This window comes from Veillonella sp. CHU594, from assembly GCF_003992265.1.
GTDB lineage: Bacteria > Bacillota > Negativicutes > Veillonellales > Veillonellaceae > F0422.
In genome coordinates this window covers 1-21,258 of record NZ_RQVB01000008.1, presented here as the reverse complement: position 1 = coordinate 21,258, position 21,258 = coordinate 1, and the positions used below count along the sequence as shown (strand labels likewise).

The 21,258-nt window shown below is 41.7% G+C and carries 15 protein-coding genes and 5 tRNA genes; 17 read left to right on the top strand and 3 right to left on the bottom strand.

What is annotated here, in order from left to right; translation table 11 throughout:
* Positions 1 to 182: 182 nt before the first annotated feature.
* Both prmA and EO111_RS06085 read right to left on the bottom strand, forming a co-directional pair.
* Positions 183 to 1,118, bottom strand: coding sequence for a 50S ribosomal protein L11 methyltransferase (prmA, locus tag EO111_RS06090; RefSeq protein ID WP_164727613.1), 936 nt, complete (start codon positions 1,116 to 1,118; stop codon positions 183 to 185).
* A 488-nt stretch (positions 1,119 to 1,606) separates the two neighbouring features.
* Positions 1,607 to 2,968, bottom strand: a complete 1,362-nt coding sequence (locus tag EO111_RS06085; protein ID WP_009353213.1) for an amino acid permease — start codon at positions 2,966 to 2,968, stop codon at positions 1,607 to 1,609.
* Between the two features lie 268 nt (positions 2,969 to 3,236).
* Between EO111_RS06085 and fusA the strand changes: the two genes are divergently transcribed.
* The 16 genes from fusA to EO111_RS06015 all read left to right on the top strand — a co-directional run bounded on the left by fusA (position 3,237) and on the right by EO111_RS06015 (position 16,064).
* Positions 3,237 to 5,306 (top strand): elongation factor G, encoded by a 2,070-nt coding sequence (gene fusA, locus EO111_RS06080; RefSeq protein WP_127011016.1) that lies wholly within the window; start codon positions 3,237 to 3,239, stop codon positions 5,304 to 5,306.
* A 426-nt stretch (positions 5,307 to 5,732) separates the two neighbouring features.
* Positions 5,733 to 5,831: a putative holin-like toxin gene (locus EO111_RS08470; RefSeq protein WP_370106795.1), complete on the top strand. Its 99-nt coding sequence runs from the start codon at positions 5,733 to 5,735 to the stop codon at positions 5,829 to 5,831.
* A 334-nt stretch (positions 5,832 to 6,165) separates the two neighbouring features.
* Complete coding sequence (locus tag EO111_RS06075) at positions 6,166 to 6,639, top strand: YhcH/YjgK/YiaL family protein (RefSeq protein ID WP_127011015.1); 474 nt, start codon at positions 6,166 to 6,168, stop codon at positions 6,637 to 6,639.
* 146 nt (positions 6,640 to 6,785) lie between these two features.
* On the top strand, positions 6,786 to 7,694 hold the full coding sequence (locus EO111_RS06070; protein WP_127011014.1) for a DMT family transporter: 909 nt from the start codon (positions 6,786 to 6,788) through the stop codon (positions 7,692 to 7,694).
* A 153-nt stretch (positions 7,695 to 7,847) separates the two neighbouring features.
* Positions 7,848 to 8,729 carry a prephenate dehydrogenase/arogenate dehydrogenase family protein gene (locus EO111_RS06065; RefSeq protein WP_127011013.1) on the top strand — a complete coding sequence of 294 codons (882 nt, stop codon included), beginning with the start codon at positions 7,848 to 7,850 and terminating at the stop codon, positions 8,727 to 8,729.
* A gap of 312 nt (positions 8,730 to 9,041) precedes the next feature.
* Complete coding sequence (locus EO111_RS06060; protein WP_127011012.1) at positions 9,042 to 9,452, top strand: hypothetical protein; 411 nt, start codon at positions 9,042 to 9,044, stop codon at positions 9,450 to 9,452.
* On the top strand, positions 9,449 to 10,792 hold the full coding sequence (locus EO111_RS06055) for an MATE family efflux transporter (RefSeq protein WP_127011011.1): 1,344 nt from the start codon (positions 9,449 to 9,451) through the stop codon (positions 10,790 to 10,792). Before EO111_RS06060 ends, EO111_RS06055 begins: the two co-directional genes overlap by 4 nt.
* A gap of 564 nt (positions 10,793 to 11,356) precedes the next feature.
* Positions 11,357 to 11,518, top strand: a complete 162-nt coding sequence (locus EO111_RS08325; RefSeq protein WP_164725679.1) for a hypothetical protein — start codon at positions 11,357 to 11,359, stop codon at positions 11,516 to 11,518.
* A gap of 263 nt (positions 11,519 to 11,781) precedes the next feature.
* Complete coding sequence (gene cobT, locus EO111_RS06050; RefSeq protein WP_127011010.1) at positions 11,782 to 12,828, top strand: nicotinate-nucleotide--dimethylbenzimidazole phosphoribosyltransferase; 1,047 nt, start codon at positions 11,782 to 11,784, stop codon at positions 12,826 to 12,828.
* A complete protein-coding gene (locus EO111_RS06045; RefSeq protein ID WP_127011009.1) occupies positions 12,821 to 13,885 on the top strand; it encodes a nicotinate-nucleotide--dimethylbenzimidazole phosphoribosyltransferase in 1,065 nt (354 codons plus the stop codon). The genes cobT and EO111_RS06045 overlap by 8 nt, the downstream gene beginning before the upstream one ends.
* A 243-nt stretch (positions 13,886 to 14,128) precedes the next feature.
* Positions 14,129 to 14,203 (top strand) — tRNA-Gly (locus EO111_RS06040).
* Positions 14,204 to 14,213: 10 nt separating this feature from the next.
* A tRNA-Asn gene (locus EO111_RS06035) sits at positions 14,214 to 14,289 on the top strand.
* Between the two features lie 27 nt (positions 14,290 to 14,316).
* Positions 14,317 to 14,392, top strand: a tRNA-Lys gene (locus tag EO111_RS06030).
* Between the two features lie 10 nt (positions 14,393 to 14,402).
* Positions 14,403 to 14,477, top strand: a tRNA-Glu gene (locus EO111_RS06025).
* A 3-nt stretch (positions 14,478 to 14,480) separates the two neighbouring features.
* Positions 14,481 to 14,556 (top strand) — tRNA-Val (locus tag EO111_RS06020).
* A 134-nt stretch (positions 14,557 to 14,690) separates the two neighbouring features.
* Positions 14,691 to 16,064, top strand: coding sequence for an LPO_1073/Vpar_1526 family protein (locus tag EO111_RS06015; RefSeq protein WP_127011008.1), 1,374 nt, complete (start codon positions 14,691 to 14,693; stop codon positions 16,062 to 16,064).
* 150 nt (positions 16,065 to 16,214) lie between these two features.
* Here the strand turns inward: EO111_RS06015 and EO111_RS06010 are convergent, their stop codons facing one another.
* The gene (locus tag EO111_RS06010) at positions 16,215 to 16,925 is read right to left on the bottom strand and encodes a Crp/Fnr family transcriptional regulator (RefSeq protein ID WP_009352800.1); all 711 of its coding nucleotides are present in this window, start codon (positions 16,923 to 16,925) and stop codon (positions 16,215 to 16,217) included.
* Positions 16,926 to 17,179: 254 nt separating this feature from the next.
* Here EO111_RS06010 and hcp point away from each other — a divergent pair, with 254 nt between their 5' ends.
* Positions 17,180 to 18,745, top strand: coding sequence for a hydroxylamine reductase (gene hcp, locus EO111_RS06005; RefSeq protein WP_009352798.1), 1,566 nt, complete (start codon positions 17,180 to 17,182; stop codon positions 18,743 to 18,745).
* The last annotated feature ends 2,513 nt before the right edge of the window (positions 18,746 to 21,258 follow it).

Genomic DNA, 21,258 nt, shown 5'->3' with positions numbered 1-21,258 from the left:
AACCTAATTCTTACCAATGCTATAAAAACGAGAAAAAGCACGAAAACTAAAATCGTGCGCGAAATCGCGTTTTTTGTGTGCGAAAATTTTAGAATCGTGCTTTTTTGTTCCATATTTAGTTTCTATATGTGATATAAGAATCTATCGCTATTATGTTGTAGGGATGACCATAGCACTCTCCACTATTTATGGCAGGTAATGCACACCCAGTTGTTTTCTGTGGTAGTAGATAAATTGATAAATCCAGCCTCTGAGGCTGCATCGATAAGTGTTTGTTCCTCTCCCTCTTGAATCCCACTCATAATGAATATGCCCTTAGGTTCTAGACAACGGTAGGCATCGTCTAATAAACGTAACAAGATAGGGGTAATAATGTTAGCCACGATGAGAGAGGCTGTTTCCGCCACGCCTTCTAATAAATTATTTGTTTGTACTTGCGCTACGGATGCTAGCTGGTTTAGTTCAACGTGATGTTGTGCATTAGCCGTGGCGCTTTCATCCAGGTCGAAAGCAGTCACAAAACGAGCGCCAAGAGCACCTGCAGATAGAGCAATAATCCCGGATCCGGTCCCTACGTCAAAGACCGTACTGTCAGGAGTGAGATGTTGTGCCATCGCTTGGATCGCTAAGCGAGTTGTAGGGTGGTCCCCAGTGCCGAAGGCAATACCAGGTTCGATGCGAATGATGTGTTCTCCTTCACGAGGCGTATAATCGGACCAATCTGGAATAATGGTAAGATTGTCCGTCATAGGGATAGGTGGATATTGTGTTTTCCAATCATCCCAACCAGACTCATCAGCCATAGTAATAGATAGATTGAGGGGACCGAAATCCATGGTGAAAGTACTTTGTAACTGCTGTAGTTCCCCTTCGATAAGGGATTGTAATTCTGTTGTAGGATATAGGTCTGGGTCTATATAGGCTTTCACAGTCACATCAGAGGAATCATACAGTTCTTCACGGTCTGGTTTGATAATGCCAAATCCATCATCTGTGAGTTGGTCAAATTCATAGGGATCTTCCGTATAGACCCCTTCTGCACCTAGTGAGAGCAATGTATCTGTTATAAGTTCAGATGCTTCATGTGTCGTGGTCAGCGTAATTTCTAGCCATGCCATAGTGGTACCTCGTAAATAAAACGCAAATAAAACACAAATACAACGTAAATATAGTGTATATATAACATAACAAAAGCATAACGTAATCATAAGCGGTTATATTATCATGTATACTAACGTATCTGTAGTTCGAAGTCGTGTTCACCGTTACTAATGACGACGTTAGTTATCACTAGTATACTATCATATCTGTCATACTTAGCGAAACCGCTTCTTGTAGGAAATTCTAAATATAGTACTATCTAATACATAGGGAGCACTTTCATTTGCAAAAACTGCGATTTTTTCCATTGAAGAAAAATTCATTTGCAAAAAGTGCGAAAATTTCCATTGAAAGTTTGCATTGTTACCAAGGTGGGAAAAATGCTATATTTTAAACTCAATGTAGATATACTCAAGTCATGCTAGAGGCTCACAAATTCATAGTAATGGGGATATAAGAAAAGGATAGCCGAGTCAACCTCAGTTATCCTTTTTAGATCCCCATATTATTTTTTCTTAAGTTTGTACGCAATGTACAGAGCACCAATCCAAACGGGAATGATGTAGATGGATGTGCGCATGGAATCCATTGTTAACATAACGCCTACTGCCATAGCGATGAAGGCAAAGCAGAAGTAATTTGTAAACGGATACAAGATGGATTTGAATTTCAATTCATCAAGGCGACCCTCACGAGCAAATTGTTTGCGGAATTTAAGGTGCGTCACTGGAATGATGAACCATGCAATGATGAGACCAGCTACGATGATAGCCAATAATTGTAGGAACACATCACTAGCACTTGGGAAGATGTATGTTAAGAATACAACGATCAAGGCTAAGGCTGCACAGAACAAGGTAGCGATCAATGGCACTCCTGTAGCTGTTAAATTCTTGAAGATTTTAGGTGCATCACCAGATAATGCCATGCTGTGCAAAATACGAGAATTACTGTATAGCAAGCTATTGTACACAGATAATGCGGCTACTACAACAACGAAGTTCAAGATATGTGCGGCTGCGGGAATGCCAATGTTCGTAAAGATTTGGACAAATGGACTCGCATGAGTACCTAATTCGTTCCATGGAGATAGTGCCATGATGATAGTCATCGTACCTACATAGAAAATCAGGATACGAGCTAACAACTCGTTAATCGCTTTTGGTAACGTTTTTTCAGGATTTTCAGCTTCCCCAGCAGTGATACCAATGAGTTCCACCCCACCAAAGGAGAACATCACCACAGCGATAGAGGCGATGAAACCATACGCACCATTTGGAAACAATCCGCCGTGAACCCAAAGATTAGAGAAGTTTTGCGGAAATGTACCCATATCTCCGAAGAAGATGAGGAAGATGCCGAAACCAATCATAGCAATGATGGCAACCACTTTAATGAGTGATGCAAAAAATTCCACTTCTCCATAGGCACGTACATTGATGAGATTAATCGCCGTCACTAATGTAATACAAGCTAGTGTAGTCATCCAATGGGGAATACCAGGTAACCAGAAATCTAAGTATACTGAAATAGCAGCAAGTTCCGCCATACTGGCAAGCATGTACACAATCCAGTAATTCCAACCAGATAAATAGCCAGCAAAGGAAGACCAATATTTACTTGCAAAATAAGTAAAAGAGCCAGACACAGGTTCACGAACTGACATTTCTCCTAGCATACGCATTAAAAAGAAAATAAAGATACCAGTTAATAAATAGGAGAAAATAACACCTGGTCCTACTAATTGGATTGTTGGGGCAGATCCGTAGAAGAGGCCGGTCCCCACAGAGGCGCCTAAGGCGATCATTTGCATGTGTCGACTTTTCAGTCCACGATGCAATGACGTCTTTGATTCATTATCTTTCATACTATATAACTCCCTTCCCATGTATGTTCTGAAATGATATATCTAATAGAATACCATAAACTATAGAATTAACCTAGTAAAATTTTAGTTTAGTAGAGAAGTAACGGATATATAGGTAACTATAAGTGATACTAGTTTTTTTCATACATGACTCTATACTATGCGTAATTTGCATATATAAAATCCAGTATATTCAAAGGAGTTTATAAAAGTATGTAGAATTACTTAAACAATAGACTGTTTTCGGCTGTAAAGGAGGACGATGTTCATGAAAGAATATACTAGTGATTTGATCAGAAACGTGGCGGTGGTCTCCCATGACGGGGCGGGTAAAACAGCATTAGTAGAGTCATTATTATTGTCTTGTGGTGCTGTAGACTTTGTTGGTAAAGGTCAAGATAATAAACATATTATGGACTTTGAGCCAGAAGAAATCAAACGGAATGTCACTATCCAATTAGGCATGGCGCCTTGTGAATGGAATGGTCATAAAATTAACTTCATCGATACTCCAGGTTATTCTGAGTTTCATGGGGAAGTACGGTCTGCTTTGCGCGCAGCAGACGGTATGCTGATGGTATTATCTGCTGGTACAGGCGTAGAAATCGATACCATTCGTGCTTGGGAGTATGGCGTAGAATTGCAAATGCCTCGTATGGCTTTCATCAATAAAATGGACGTTGAAAAAGCAGACTTCTTTGGGACTTTGGAAAAAATGCGGGAATTATTTGGTAAAGCGATTATGCCATTGCAAATTCCAATCGGTGAAGGGCCTACTTTCAAAGGTGTCGTAGACGTAGCAAAACGAACTGCCTATGTCTATGAAAACGGTAATATGAGAGAAGTGGAAGTACCAGCTGAGCTAGCCGATAAAGTAGAAGAAATTCGTGAAATGACTGTGGAAGCGGCTGCAGAAGGTAATGATACATTATTAGAAAAATATTTAGATGGACAAGAATTGACCTTAGAAGAAATTCGTCAAGGTTTGCGTGAAGGCATGTTGACGGGCCGTGTATGTCCTGTCATGTGTGGTACTGCCTTGAGCCGTATAGGTATGGACCAAGTCTTAGATCGTATGATTCGCTATATGCCAGATGCAACGAAAAAAGTGATGACCGCTATCGGAGTGGATTCCCAAGAGGAGCATATCGTGGTGGCAGATAAACCATTTACTGGCTTCGTATTTAAAACAATTCTTGATCCATTTGCAGGAAAACAAAGTTTTGTCCGTGTATTCTCTGGGGAATTGAAAGTAGGAGATAAACTCTATAATGTGACCCGTGATGTAGAAGAAAAATGGGGCAAAATGGTGACCTTAATTGGTAAACAACAAGTACCAGTAGAGGTTGCAAAAGCTGGGGATATCGTGGTCATCCCTAAATTAGCAGAAACGAAAACAGGGGATACCTTTGGTACAGCTGAATTTAAAGTGAAATATGCACCAATCCGTTTCCCACAACCTTTATACCGCATAGCTATGGTACCTGAGAAAAAAGGGGAAGAGGAAAAATTAGCGAACGCTTTGGGACGTATTTCTGAAGAAGATCCAACTTGTGAAGTGGTGAAAGATGTGGAAGGTCGTCAAATGCAAGTGCGTTGTATGGGCGATGTCCATTTAGAACATATTTTACAAAAAATGGAACGTAAATATGGGATACGTGCAAAATTGGAAACTCCGTATATTCCATATCGTGAAACCATTCGAGGCACAGTGGAAGTAGAAGGTAAACATAAAAAGCAAAGTGGTGGTCATGGTCAATATGGCCATGTGAAGCTTGGTATTGCGCCATTATATGAAGGTGAGTTTGAGTTTATCGATAAAATTTTTGGTGGCGCAGTGCCACGTCAATACATTCCGGCTGTAGAAAAAGGCGTTCGTGAAACGTTGGAAAAAGGTCTTTTGGCAGGGTATCCAATGATTGGTATCCAAGTAACATTATTAGACGGCTCCTATCATACAGTGGACTCCTCGGAGTTGGCGTTCAAAATGGCGGCAGCCCAAGCCTTGAAAAAAGGTGTGCCTGATGCGAAACCGATTTTGTTAGAACCAGTCTACAATGTGAATGTCATCGGACCAGAAGAATTTATGGGCGATATCATGGGTGATTTGAATAGCCGTCGTGGTCGCGTACTCGGTATGGATCAAGGTGTGCGTGAAGGAATCACTGTGGTGAAAGCCCAAGTTCCATTGGTGGAAATGCTAGATTATGTAACAGTATTGCGCTCCATGACACAAGGACAAGGTGTGTTTAATATGGAGTTCAATGGATACGAAGAAGTGCCACATAAACAAGCAGAAACAATCATTGCGGGATTTGCGGGTCACGAAGAGTCGTAACTTGTGATGCTATGTAGCCTGTGGCGTTCTTAACTTAATGCAAAAGGGAAGAGCACGGTATACCCCTCACAAACGGTATTTCATAATGTTTGTTCGGGGCACACCGTGCTCTTCTTGGGATTGCTTGATTTAGGCAGTAACGGAACGCCACAAGGCTGCTACGCATAATGGCGTTCCTCAGAGTAAGGGAAGAGCACGACACATTCCTACGCAAACTGATACAGTGGTTAGGTTTGCTCCGGAACGTGTCGTGCTCTTCTTGCGTATGTGTAATTTAGTCAGTAAAGGGACGCCACAAGGCTACTACTCGTAACGGCGTTCCTTAGGGAGTAGGTTTTTTGATAAAAATTAACAGTACGAGTAATTTTGTAGTATAATAGTAGTTGAAGAGTCAACGACGTGTTGTTGGGCTCATCTCTTCCTAATATGGGAGGGGGTGTTACTATGACTACATATGAAAAATTATCTTTATTGATTCAATTTTCTATGTTAATCGTAGAAGTTATTCGTTGCTTTTATAGCTAATGAAAAGGCCTAACGAGACGAGGTTTAACGGACCTCACACGTTAGGCAATTTCTGCTTCTATAGTTCTTGAGATGAGCCTAACGCTAGCTGCACGTTGGTGGCTCTTCCTTTGTTGCTTTTAGTATAGCATAGTTTGTGAGAGAATAAAAGTAGAGTTTCTTATGTTGCATAATTTAGGAAATAATGGAATGCTGTAGGGTGGCTTTGTATTACTGGGGTTCTCAGAATTTGTGTTTGACCTTATATGGTGTTGCTAGTATAGTAGATAGAGATAGATACGATTCATAGGGCGCTGTGGGGTGCCTTTTATATACGGAGATAAAGGAGTAAGTCATGATATATCAAAATATTGCTATAGATTATACACAGTTTCGATATCCTAAAGCGGTAGAGAGGGCTCTTGAGTTTTTGAAAGCGCATGATTTCACGACGTTTGCAGGTGGTCGCTATCCGATTGAGGGTGACTTGATGTATGCCAATGTGGATATTGTGAACACAAGGGTCTATGAGGAGACGAAGATTGAAGGACATAAGGATTACATGGATGTGCAATTTCTAGTGACTGGGGAAGAGCAAATGGAGATTCTCATTCGTCAAACTTTTCCGGACGTGGTTGAGGCTTATGATGATAAGGATTGTTACTTTTACGATCCTACAGAAAGTGGTACGGTAAAAATTGATGTACGCCCAGGGGATTATTGTATTTTTTATCCTGGAGAATTGCATCGCACCTTGATTGCACCGAATGAGGTACAAGAAATTCGCAAGGTCGTGGTAAAGATTCATAAAAGTCTATTAGCCGAATAAGATTAGGCGTTGACTGCACATTATGATGCTATATAATCTTACACAGACACAGACACAGACACAGACACAGACATGATGTAGCGATGATGGTAATTAGATATTCCGTAAATCGGTAATAATTTGTAAGGGTAGTAAAAGGAGAGACTATGAACGCATATGTAATGAAAGGTATGTTACTAATTGCATTAGGCGCCGTTCTATGGGGCTTTTCTGGAATGTGCTCACAATTTGTGCAACAACAGCGGATGATGTCAGCAGAATGGGTAGTAGCTATGCGCCTTGTCATTGCTGGTGTGATTACGGTAGTAGCGGCCTTTTACCAAGGAAGAGCTTCTATTTTTAAGGTTTTTTCTGACTGGAAAGATACATTGCGGTTGGTTATATTTGGGGTCCTTGGTATGTGGATGTGCCAATACACCTATTTTAAAGCGATTGCCTATGCAGGGGCAGGGATTGCGACGGTCTTGCAATATGTAGGTCCTGCATTGATTATTTTATACATCTCTATTACACGTTTAACGTTGCCAAGGGTGGCAGAAGTAGTCAGTGTAGTACTAGCTACGGTGGGGACGGCGATTATTGCTTTGCAAGGTGTGTGGGATATATCAGCGTTAGACGATACACTTCTGACCTGGGGGATGCTATCTGCTGTAGCAGTTGGTATTTATACGCTACAACCAGTGCCACTATTGAAAAAGTATGGTACAGCACCCATCGTGGGATTTGGCATGCTTATCGGCGGGGCCTTTGCGTGGATAGTTACACAACCTAGTTCTGAAGGAATTGTATGGGATTTGTGGACCTATGGTGGGTTTTGGAGTATCATCATTTTTGGTACAGTAGTCTCTTTTAATGCATACCTAGAAGGGGTGCGACGAGTAGGTGCTGTGACGGGGTCCATACTTTCATCCATAGAACCTATTTCGGCAGCGGTACTGGCATGGTTGTTGTTGGGCAATGAGTTTACACAGTGGGATATCATCGGCATGACCCTTATCATTGTTACAATATTTATCTTGGCATGGGATAAAGGTCGTGCTATAAATAAAAGTTGACCGAATCTATAATTCGTGGTAGAACTAATAAATACAGAATGAAGGGTACAGATGCTTGTAAAAGTAGCTGTACCTTATTAGTAAGTGGGGGCATCTTAAAGCCTGTATAGGGTAGATAGATACGTTTCTCGAGGTTACGTGTAGGAGGAATAGATGGCACGAACGGTTGGTATTATTGGATTAGGATTGCTAGGGGCCTCTCTAGCAAAAGCATTACGAGCATATACGACATATGATGTCATCGGTTACGCGCGGCGTCAGGAAATTTGCGACCTCGCCTTGGCTGATGGTTGTGTGTCACAGGCTTTCACAGCGGTGGAACCTGTTATCATGGGTGCGGATATTGTGGTCTTTGCCTTACCACCACAGACAAATAGTGAACTTTTTGTGAAAGTAGCCCATCTGTTTCAGGCGGGGCAAGTGGTGACCGATGTGTCCAGTGCGAAAGATGAATTTGCTCATGCCGTGTACGCTCATATCCCAGAGGGCGTTCACTTCGTGTCTGTACATCCTATGGCAGGTTCTGAAAAAGGTGGCTATGAAGAAGGCCATAAAGACCTCTTTCAGAAAATGGGCTGGATTGTCCTAGAAGATGAGGAACAACCAGCATACGATGCCACAGTGGCGCAGGAGCTAGCCGACATGGGCCGTGCCGTAGGGTCTCGTATCGAATACGTGGACATGAAACGCCACGATGGGTGTTTGGCTATGGTGAGCCATATGCCGCATATGTTGGCATCCGTCATGATTACCGCCGTAGGTAATGATGAACTGGGAGATAAGCGCATGAGCTTGTCGGCGGGAGGCCTACGAGACAGCACTCGTACCGCCAGTGGTTTGCCGAGTATGTGGCAAGAAATTATCTACGGAAATCGTACGAATGTGTTGAAAGCCATTGAACAAGTAGAGCAAGAATTAGTTGCTGTAAAACAGTTGCTCCATGCAGATGATAATGGAGATAGTTTAGGGCAGTACTTAGAGCGAGCGAAACAGATACGAGATCGTTTGCCGAGTCTGACAATCGATAAGAACTAATATATTTGAAAGTGCAACCTCGCTCTTTATCCATGCCTACCCATCGATAAGAACTAATATGCTTGAAAGTACAACCCTGCTATCTATCCATATCTTTGCATAGTAGGGAAATAGCATGAACGATACATGCATTACAATGTAATACGAGGGAAGGCTTTCAACATAGGCTATACGTATAGCCTGTGATATAATAGCAATAGATGTTTGAATGAAACATGGCATATCTATGGGAGAACTTTCAGCATGGTCTTATAAATGTGGAATAGTAAGAGATAGATATAAAAGACAAGCATAGAAAGGAGCGATAGTAAGATGGACACAGCACAAAGTATAGTGGATCAAGTGCTAGAGGAAGTACAAAATACACCAGGTGTAGGGGTAGACAATCCCTCGGAAGTGGCGAATCAAGCGTTGCAAGACACATTGGGAGCGAGTGTCATCCCTGAGGAGTATTGGCCTGAGATTGTATCTTGGGTATCCGAAACGGGTTTAGATACAGTCTATTTAGACAGTCGTGACCGTATAGGTGCATGGTGGGCGTCTAAAGAAGTGCGCTCCATGGGGTATACCTTGAATTTTACGAAATGTGGCAAGGTACCTAGTGAATGGTTCCCTGTGGGTGAACATTGGAAAGAGGCAGAAGTGGAGGCGCGCTATCGCTTGGTAGCAAGCTGGGAATCTTTAGTGGAGAACGGCGCCTTAGAGAAAGTTGAATTAGAATGAAAGTAACAAAAAGCGTACCTTTATCGGTGGGGGCACTCAGTGTCCCTATCTTTATAGAATTATTTTTACTCATGTTATTGGGCAATGTGGACCAATTCATGCTCAGCCAGTATGCAGAAACGGCAGTGGCTGCCGTAGCCAATGCGAACCAGATTATCAATATTATCTTGTTTTTGCTCATTGTCATGAGTACAGCTACCACCATTTTAATCGCTCAATATTTGGGAGCTAAGCGTGCCGATAAAATTGATGAAGTATATACGATTAGCGTTGCCTTTCATACGGTGTTCAGTGTTATCGCAGGGGCTGTGGTCATTATCTTTCATCAAACTCTCTGCGAATGGCTTGGGGTCCCAGCGGAGATTATAGAAGAAACCGCACTCTATTTAAATATCACCGCTGCCAGCATTCCTATTACGGGTATCTACATGACCTATGTAGCAGTGTTTCGGGGGCACTCCATGCCTCGTATCACCATGTGGATTGCCCTTGTCATGAACGTGGTCCATATTATTCTGAATTACGTACTTATCTACGGTTGGGGTTCCATCCCAAGCATGGGTGTCTTAGGCGCATCCGTATCGAGTGTGATTAGCAAGGCATTGGGACTGGGTCTTATCATCTGGTGTCATCAATCACTGTTGACAGCTCGTCTGAAAGTAGAGTATCTTCGCCCATTCCGTTGGGAAACGTTACGACAATTGCTGTTTATTTCCGTACCATCTGGCGGAGAAACACTGTCCTATCAGCTTTCACAGACAGTGATCATGAAAATGATCAACATCATGGGGCTCGTGGTGATTACAACAAAAGTATACGTATATATTATTGCTACTTTCTGCTATATGTATACAATTGCATTGGCCAATGCAGCACAAATCGTGGTAGGATTCCTCATGGGAGCTAAACGAGAAGAAGAAGTGTCCCGCCGTGTGTGGCTCACAACGGCAGCAGGCGTTTCCATTGGTGTCGGATTGAGTACCTTCTTTTATTTTGCCTGTGAACCAGTGATGCGACTTGTGACAGATAATCAGGAGATTATAGATCTGGCGAAAGCTGTGCTGTTTATTGAAATTTTCCTAGAAATTGGACGTGGTGCTAATATCGTATTGGTGCAATGTTTACAAGCGGCAGGAGATATTCGAATCCCTATGTTTGTCGGCGTTTTTGGCATGTGGGCCTTTGCGGTGACTTTGTCCTACTACTTTGGTATCGTCCTTGGTTGGGGACTTGTAGGTGTGTGGATTGCCATGGCTATCGATGAGATTATACGAGCGATTATATTTGTGTGGCGGTGGCAGTCAAACAAATGGAGAGGTCGTTCGCTCATATCGGTTTAAATTCCTGTGGTTGTTAAAGCCAGCATATGTCACATAAAAACTGCCCTACGCGAAAGTTTTTATTGCAACATATGCTGGCTTTTCTGTGGAGAATTTAAACGGCTCTGAGCGGGGTGGCGACCTAGGGGAAGAGTGTGGTTTGAGAGCCCCCCGTGTAGGCCCCGAAAACTGCCCTACGCGAAAGTTTTTGACAGAATACACGGGGGCTCCTTTGCGTTTATCGAGAGAGGGGAATTTAAACCGCTCTGAACAGGGCGCCCTGAGGGGAAAAGGATGTGGTTTGAGCCCAATGTAGGCCCCGCAAACTGCCTTACGCGAAAGTTTTTGACAGAACACATGGGGGCTCCTTTGCGTTTATCGAGGAGGAATTTAAAGCGCTCTGAGCGGGGGCGACCTAGGGGAGGGAAGAGTGTGGTTTGAGTCGCTAAAGGAGATTGGTATTGTATAAAAGTATGATATACTGTAGATATGAATAAAAATTGCGGCTGAGGGTTTTCTGTTATGGGGATTTTAGAGATAAGTGAATAATGCCTAAAGTAAAGTTGACAGTATGGAGGTATTTTTATGTTTAAAGATATCAATTATTGTGACATACCTAATGAAATACTATATTCTTCAGAAGAAGAGTCGATGATAGACGAACAACGCATTCTTGATGCAATACATGTATTACACCAAGAGCCGATATACGATCATGAAGAAGTTTGGGCGGAGCTAGGTATTTAGGGTTTTCCCCACCAATTTTCCCCCGGTCTGTTTCAATTTTTATAGTTTCATCTTTGCTACTGTATAGGAAGCCCACATGTATGTTGTCAAAACTTTCGCGTAGGGCAGTTTTTACAACATGCATGTGGGCGACTCCACTCTAACAACGAAATGAATATAAAAATTGAAACTGATCAAAAAATACTTTATAATGGAATCAACTTGGCATAGTCTAGGGCTATGCTTTTTTGTATTCTTATGATGGGTTTCACATAGGAGGACGTATGAGTTTATATGAAAGTACATTGGCACGGATTGTGCCACGGAATAAAGAGATTGAACGAGCAATTGGGGAACAGTGGAGTAAGGGGACTCCATACGGTTCATATGGTAAGTTAGCGACGATGGTAGAGCATTATGCGGCAGCTACGAATCAAGTGAATCCAGCAGCTCCTAAGCCTTGTATGATCATCGCCTCTGGTGACCATGGTGTGGCAAAAATCGGTGTCAGTGCCTACCCGCAAGAGGTAACGGTGCACATGACTATGAACTACTTGATTCCAAAAGGGGCCGCAGCCAATGCGCTAGCGAATTATTGTGGTGCTCAAATTGAAGTCATCGACGTAGGGGTAGCGGCAGATATGTCCGCTGTGCCAGGCTTACACCATCACAAGGTAATGCCGAATGGTACGAACAACATGCTAGAAGAACCAGCTATGCCTATGGATAAAGCTATTGAGGCCGTTGAGGTGGGCATTGCTTTCGTAGAAGAAAAAGTGAAAGAAGGCTTCAACACCTTCCTAGTGGGGGAAATGGGTATCGGCAATACTACGTCCAGTGCGGTGATTACAGCAAAATTCTCCGGACTTTCAGCGGATGAAGCAACGGGACGAGGCACGAATATTTCGGACGAACGATTGAAAGTAAAACAAAAGGTCGTTTACGATGCGCTAGTAAAATATGCAGATATTCCACCTACAGACGGATTGGGCATCTTGTCTGCCGTAGGGGGATTGGAGTTCGCTTGCCTAGTAGGGGTTATCCTAGGGGCGGCTGCGAATCATGCGTTGGTGGTGATTGATGGATTCAATACGACCGCTTGTGCTTTGATTGCTCATGCTATGAACCCGCATACCATGGATTACGTGATGGCATCTCATTTGTCGGCTGAGAAAGCTCATAAGGATGCACTGAAAACATTGGGTTTAGAGGCCTATGTAGACCTTGGATTCTGCTTGGGTGAGGCCACTGGGGGATCTATGCAAATGCAAATGTTGAACTTAGCCGTGGACATGTTCCACGAAGTTGCAGGAGGTGAGCACCATGCGTAACTTTGTCATCGAACCATTGCACAAACCGTCCATGGAGGAATGCCGTTTGCGCATCGACAACCTAACAAAACCATTGTATTCCTTAGCACGCCTAGAGGGGATTACAGAGCGTATGGCAGGGATTCTGAAAGAGGAAAAACCTAACAATCTTCGTCATGCTGTTGTTATCGTAGGAGCTGATATCGCTGTAGATGGACCACAAAACCAAACTCATGGTGTAGAAAGTTTGAAAGCTATGGAACGGTTAGCCTCTGGACATTCTGCTACCCACGGAGCAGCGAAGAAAATTGGCGCTCCTGTGTTCTTAGTGGATGCAGGCTTAGAATTAGATACAAGTCACATCGAAGGTGTGCGTCAACATAAATTAGCCAAAGGATCTAAATTTTTCCGCATGCATGCCGCATTGACACCTGACATCGTGGAACAAGGTTTGGAAGTAGGTTTTGCCTTAGCTGATGAATTGAGTGATAAGGGCTACCAAACGATAGCTATCGGTACTGTCGGTGAAAGAAGCTTACTTTCAGCGTTGGCAGTCACAGCAGGAATCACAGGATATCCCATGGCAGAGTTGTTGGTAGAGAATAATTGCACTTTGAGTATTCAAGAAAAGGCAAAACAGTTGACCGCCAGTTTGGCAGAACACGATTTGCCGAGCCAAGACGGCGTGCATGTATTAGCCACCGTAGGCTCTCCAGACGTGGTGGTCTTAACAGGACTTATCCTGGGGGCGGCAAGCCATCGTATGGCAGTGGTCTTCGACACGGCGGAAACAGGAGCAGCCGTACTAGCTGCAAAATGTATTAACGAAGCAATCATGGATTACGTGTTCCCATCTGTTCATACAGGGGAACCAGTGCAAGCAGCACAAATGAAATACTTGGGAATCAAGCCACATCTGTTCTATGGATTTGAAATGGATGAAGCCTTAGGATCCACCATGGGGCTATCCGTCCTTGATGCGGGTATGCATATGTTAAATGATATGAAAACATTCGGCGAAGCTAGCGTAAATGTAGCCGTCGATGGACCAGGCTCTAAGCGTCAGGACGGACGGTAATCCACATTTATACTGTTACAGTACAAAATATAATTAAGGTTGTAGCGAGATATACTACTATATTTTGCTACAACTTTTTTATGTAAATTACCTACATAACTCTTCCTGTGTACTCATCATAGGGCAAGTTGGTAGGTGATTCTCGAGTACAAAAATATTTGTTAAAAATATGTTGACAACTATCCAAATTTTTTGGTATTATAAATGAGCAGTCGCAAGAAAGAAAACTAGGATTGCATACATGCGGAAATAGCTCAGCGGTAGAGCACCGCCTTGCCAAGGCGGGGGTCGCGAGTTCGAATCTCGTTTTCCGCTCCAGTTTGTTCATTCCTCGATAGCTCAGCAGGTAGAGCAATCGGCTGTTAACCGATCGGTCGTAGGTTCGAGTCCTACTCGAGGAGCCAACTTACTTTCGGTTAGTATACTATCATGACCCACTAGCTCAGTTGGCAGAGCACCTGACTTTTAATCAGGGTGTCCCGCGTTCGAGTCGCGGGTGGGTCACCACTTACAACATGGCCCGTTGGTCAAGCGGTTAAGACACCGCCCTTTCACGGCGGTATCGGGGGTTCGATTCCCCCACGGGTCACCATATGGACGATTAGCTCAGCTGGGAGAGCGCCTGCCTTACAAGCAGGATGTCGGCAGTTCGATCCTGTCATCGTCCACCACGCTAGGAACTACCTAAGGGTAGTTCCTTTTTTATAGGTAAAAGTATGAATAGTACTTTTAAAGATACACATAAATCGGTATAATAAGGATAGTAAAGACAGATAACATTGCAGTATAACTAGGAGGATTTTCTATGGATGGATTAATAGAACTTTCATTGCGATATGGACCATATGTGGTTATTTTAGGAGTGATTTGTCTATTTCTTTTATGTTGCTACTTCTTATTTCGGGATAAGAAAGGAAGTACTAGCAACAAAATAGTGGATTCGCTATCATATGATGATCCTTATGAACACCAAAGAAGGACATTTCAAAATCCCTATGCTCTTCGAGACGAAGAACTATCCGTAGATCCTGTGGAAGATGATTTTGTAGAAGGTATAGTCTCAGAAGAATTAGTCCGTGCTGTGAAAGAACAACCGCCGGAAGAAGCAGAAGATGCGACTAGAATTATGCCAAAAGTAACGGAACGTATGATTACCGAGACGATAGAGGCTCAACCAGAGGCGTCTATTAAACTAGCTGTAAAAGAGCAAACATTACTAGATAAAGCGGTAGCTCAATATAAATCTGCATTCGGTATTTTAAATCCTGAATCTGAAGAAAAGGTTACTGAGATTACAGAAGCCATATTGGCGCAATTAGATACTAAATCAGAGGAAGAAACTACGCATTTATTTGAAAATATAGCGTTACAAGAAAGTTTATTACATGTACAAAAGGCGTATGTAGCGAATTCTACTGAGTGGATGAAAGAAATCCTCTTAGAAACTTTCAAAGATGTGGTGGAACAACCTCAATCTAGCACATTATATTTGGTAGCTGTTGATGCATTGAAGAGTTTAGTACATTTACAAGTGGGACATTTGCAAGCATTAGCTATCTCATTGATCATACAATATTCTAAAAATTCTAATAACTATTCAGTAGAAAATTTCCGCCATTATATGGAAAAGTATATTGAACCATTCATGAGCGATTTGCCACGAAAAGAAGATATGTATCAGCAATTAGAATATTTGCGTTGTATCTCTTTTGGGGAAACCTTGTCATTCCAACAAATTATGAGAAATTCCTATCCTCTTGTATTTGATTACCGTGGATTTAGCCATGAAGAATTAGCTTTCATAGTACAAGATACGCCAGTGAAGATGCCTATTGTCGTAGAAAGTATTAACTCTTCATTATTGAAATTGATGGCTGTGGATGAATATATGTTGCCTAGCTTATTCAAGCGAGCTGGACTCACAGATATTAGTATCCAAAATGGGTTAACTCGTCTTGCTTTTGGTAAGGCTGTTGATTGGGATAGTACATCGTTTGATGAAGTATTGGAACGTATCTCTCCATTATTAGTGGATTTTAGTCATATTTATGATCGAGCACCGCTTAGTCGCTTGCATCTCACTTTGCTAGGTATTTATTTGGGCAGTGCTATGGTACGTGCTACTATTCACGAACAATTTGATGTATCTCCTTGGTTTGATACTTCTGGACGACACTAGAAATAAAATTGAATACAATAATCCCCTACACTTCCGGACGAAAGCATCGGATGCGGTAGGGGATTTTATGTTAATAGATGCAGAATTTACGTAGGAGAAGTGTCAGTTTAGAAGGAAAAAAGGACGCTGCTAAGGCAGCATCCTTTTATATTAAAATGAAAAATCTTCGATGGTTTCAATATCCACTAACTCTACTTCTTTGCCGTGGAATTGGATAATCCGTTCGTCTTGTAAACGTCCCAGTTCGCGACTGAGTGCAGTGCGGCTTACGTTGAGGACATCTGCCATTTCTTGCCGATTGTGTGGCAAGGTGAGGATGTTCTTTTTTTGCACTCGGTGAAGGTCCATAAAGTAGGCAAAAATTTTCTCGCGCATCCCTTTGAGAGATAGATAATGTACTTTGCGGGTCAGTTGCATAGCCTTTTCGGATAGGTCGTGCATGAGGTTCGTGAGCAATTGGATTTGGCAAGTTTGACAGTCCGGAAATGCTTTGGTGAAAGTCTCAATCGGTAAAAACAAAACGATCGCATCTTTTGTGGCTTCAATCGTAGCAGGCCACAGAGGATGGTTACTAAAGAGCAAGGCTTCTCCGAACATAGAGGACGGCTCTAGCTCCGTTACGATAGTTCGTTGTCCTAACATGTTTTCTCGCGTTAACAAAGCACGACCTTCTAATAAGATGCCAATGCCTTCCATAGGATCACCGGCGATGGCGATGAAGGAGTTTTTCTTGAAACTTTGCACCTTCACATTTGCATGGGATAAAAAAAGTGATAAATTTTCTGGTGTAATATGTGCACATAAGGGGGATTGTTGAATCGTATTCATGTATGTTTCTAATGTAGGATGTAATGTCGACATAGGACCTCCGTTAAATTAGAGAGTATACTTTATTTCTGTACTTTCATTATAGCATGAATAAAAGTATAGGGAAAACTATATAAAATGTAGCCAAGGATACGTTTTTTCTGCTTTCAGTATACTATACTAAATGCATAGATAACAAGATAATGCTATGCACTCCTGTTGTAGGATGGTTGTGTATAGAAACGATATCTAAAACAAAGTATGTTGTAGGAAACATGTTTATGGGCAAAGTTCCCAAGGAGGTTATTATGAGTATGTTCTGTTTCCAATGTGAACAAACAGCGCAACCAAATGGTTGTACAGTACAAGGTGTATGTGGTAAAACAGCACCGGTTGCAAATTTACAAGACGAATTAACAGCGGCGTTGATCGGTTTAGCTCGTGCAATGCAAGCTACAGAAGTAACGTTAGAAAACGTACAATTGTTAAAACGTGGTTTATTCATGTGCGTAACAAACGTAAACTTCTCCGAAGATCGTGTACAAGAGTTTATCGATGTGATCAACAATGCGCATAACAAATTAGATGCTAATATTCCTAACTTTGATTGGGAAGAATTGTGGAAAGGTCATGAAGACATCGTATCCTTACGTTCCACATTGTTATTAGGTATGCGTGGTATGGCTGCATACGCATGGCATGCAGCAGTATTGGGCTATAACGATCCAGAAGTTGACGCTTGGTTCGTAAAAGGCCTTGTAGAAATGGCGAAAGACCACAGCGCAGAAGAATGGTTAGGCCTATTGATGGAATTCGGTGGCATCAACCTTGCTTGCATGGCGTTGTTAGACAAAGCAAATACAACTACATACGGTACTCCAGTTCCAACAACTGTACCTTTAACAGTAGAACCAGGTCCTTTCATCGTAGTAACAGGCCATGATTTACATGACCTTAAAATGTTATTGGAACAAACTGATGGCAAAGGCGTTAACATCTATACACATGGTGAAATGCTTCCATGTCATGCATACCCTGAATTGAAAAAACATCCTCAATTGAAAGGTAACTTTGGTACTGCATGGCAAAACCAACAAAAAGAATTTGACGGCGTTCCAGGTGCATTCTTGTTCACAACAAACTGCATTATGCCACCAAAACAAACATACATTAAGAACATCTTCACAACAGATATGGTTGGTTTCGATGGCTGCGGTCATGTGGAACACAACGAAGATGGCACAAAAGATTTCTCTGCAGTCATCGAGCGTGCTATTGAATTAGGCGGTTATAAAGAGCCACAACAATTCACTGGTATCAACGGTGGTACAGAAGTGACAACTGGTTTCGGTCATGGTACAGTACTTGGCGTAGCTGACAAAGTAATTGATGCGGTAAAAGCTGGCGCTATTAAACATTTCTTCTTGGTAGGCGGTTGCGACGGTGCTAAAGTAGGCCGTAACTACTACACTGAGTTCGTAAAACAAACTCCAGAAGATACTATGGTATTGACTCTTGCATGTGGTAAATATCGTTTCAACGACCTTAACATCGGTGAAATCGGTGGCTTGCCTCGTATCCTAGATATGGGTCAATGTAACGATGCGTACTCTGCTATCCAAGTAGCGGTAGCATTAGCAGGCGCTTTTGAATGTGACGTAAATGAATTACCATTGACATTAGTATTGTCTTGGTACGAACAAAAAGCGGTATGTATCCTATTAACATTATTGTCCTTAGGCATCCGCAACATCTACATCGGACCATCCTTGCCAAAATTCTTGTCCGGCACAGTACTTGGCATCTTAGTTGAAAAATTCAACTTACATCCGATTACAACACCAGAAGAAGATATGAAAGCGATCTTAGGCTAAGACGTCTCTTGTTTCGCTATGCAGCCTTGTGGCGGTGTTAACTAAATAAGATAAAGGGAAGAGCACGACATATTCCGACCCGAACTGATACAGTGGTTAGGTTTGCTCCGGAACATGTCGTGCTCTTCTTGCATTTTCGTAATTTGGTCAGTAAAGGGCGCCACAAAGGCTGCTACTCGTAATGGCGTTCCTCTATCATTTGCAAACTTGCGCTTTGCTTAGTTTGCTGTTAGTAATGGCGTTAAGTCAATATAAACAGTACGAATAGATTATGTTATAATAAAATTACAAGAGTCATTAACGTGTTGTTAGGCTCATTTCTTCCTATTATGGGAGGAGGTGGTTGCTATGACTAAGTATGAGAAAATCTCTTTGATGATTTCTATTGCTGGTTTAGTAATTCAGCTCATTGATCTACTTAGGTAGACAATGAAAAAGCCTAACGTAAAGAGGTCTGACTACCTCACACGTTAGGCTAATTTCATCTTTATTATTGTCTTGAGATGAGCCTAACGCCAGCTGCACGTTGATGGCTCTTCTTTTGTTGTCTTAATTATAGCACAGGTTATAGGTACAATACAATCGTTTCTTGTTTCTTTATGCAGCCTTGTGGCGTTCCTTAGATAGATGTTCATAATATTGTTATTTTGTACATGGTATGGTTAGGTGTATAATGAAGGTAAGGGAGTCACTAACGTGAGTTAGGCTCGTCTCTTCCTAATATAGGGGGAGGTGATACTATGAGAAAGTATGAAACGTATAGTTTATTACTTTATCTAATTTCTGTAATAGTAAGTATCATTGACCTGTTTAAAGATTTATTTAAATAAGCAATGAAAATGCCTAACGTAACAATAAGTATTCGCAGTACTTATACACGTTAGGCATTATCAGATTTAGTTATTTGAGATGAGCCTAACGCCAACCACACGTTAATGGCTCTCTTTTTGATACTCTAAGTATAGCATAGTTCGGATTTAAATACAATTATTACTTGCTTCGCTATGCAGCCTTGTGAGGATATCATTTGCAAACTTGTGCTTTGCTTAGTTTGCTGTTAGAAATGGCGTTAAGTCAATATAAACAGTACGAATAGACTATGCTATAATAAAATTATAAGAGTCATTAACGTGTTGTTAGGCTCATCTCTTCCTATTATGGGAGGAGGTGGTTGCTATGACTAAGTATGAGAAAATCTCTTTGATGATTTCTATTGCTGGTTTAGTAATTCAGCTCATTGATTTACTTAGGTAGACAATGAAAAAGCCTAACGTATAAGGTCTCATACACCTTAACACATTAGGCTAATCCAGTTGTATTGTTTTCTGAGAGGAGCCTAACGCTAGCTGCACGTTGATGGCTCTTCTTTTGTTGTCTTAATTATAGCATAGGTTATAGGTGTAATACAATCGTCTTTTGTATCGTCTCTTATGATGCTATGCAGCCTTGTGGCGTCTTAACTAAATAGGACAAAGGGAAGAGCACGACATATTCCGACCCGAACTGATACAGTGGTTAGGTTTGCTTCGGAACATGTCGTACTCTTCTTGCATTTTCGTAATTTGGTTAGTAAGGGGCGCCACAAAGGCTGCTACGCCTAACTGCGTTCCTTTGGGAAAAGGGAGCTTGAGGGGATGTCAGTTGCAAACTTGCGCTTTGCTTAGTTTGCTGTTAGAAATGGCGTTAAGTCAATATAAACAGTACGAATAGACTATGCTATAATAAAATTACAAGAGTCATTAACGTGTTGTTAGGCTCATCTCTTCCTATTATGGGAGGAGGTGGTTGCTATGACTAAGTATGAGAAAATCTCTTTGATGGTTTCTATTGCTGGTTTAGTAATTCAGCTCGTTGATCTACTTAAGTAGACAATGAAAAAGCCTAACGTATAAGGTCTCATACACCTTAACACGTTAGGCAATCTCATATTTCTGTTTTTTCGAGATGAGCCTAACGCCAGCTACACGTTGATGGCTCTTCTTTTGTTGCCTTTATTATAGCACAGGTTATAGGTACAATACAATCGTCTTTTGTGATGCTGTGCAGCCTTGTGGCATCTTAACTAAATAGGGCAAAGGGAAGAGCACGACATATTCCGACACGAACTAATATAGTGGTTAGGTTTGCTCCGGAACATGTCGTGCTCTTCTTGCATTTTCGTAATTTGGTCAGTAAGGGGCGCCACAAAGGCTGCTACTCGTAACTACGCTCCTTAGGAGTAGAGGGGGCTATAAAGGCATCGTTTCTTAGTCTGTGAATACAGTATAAAGGATAAAGAGTGAAAAAAGTTATCTTAGTATAAATTTAATGTAGTATAGTAAGTAAATTCTGTGCATAGAATGAGCATTTTTGTGTAATACTATATGAATACATGATGCAATAAAAGAATGAAGTAGTAAATTCTATGCATTTTAGGTATATTTAAGATAAAATAGCAGAAACTAATATATATAATGTGATTTTCAAGCCTATATAAATTCGTTTATAAATATTCAAATAATGTGTAAAACAAT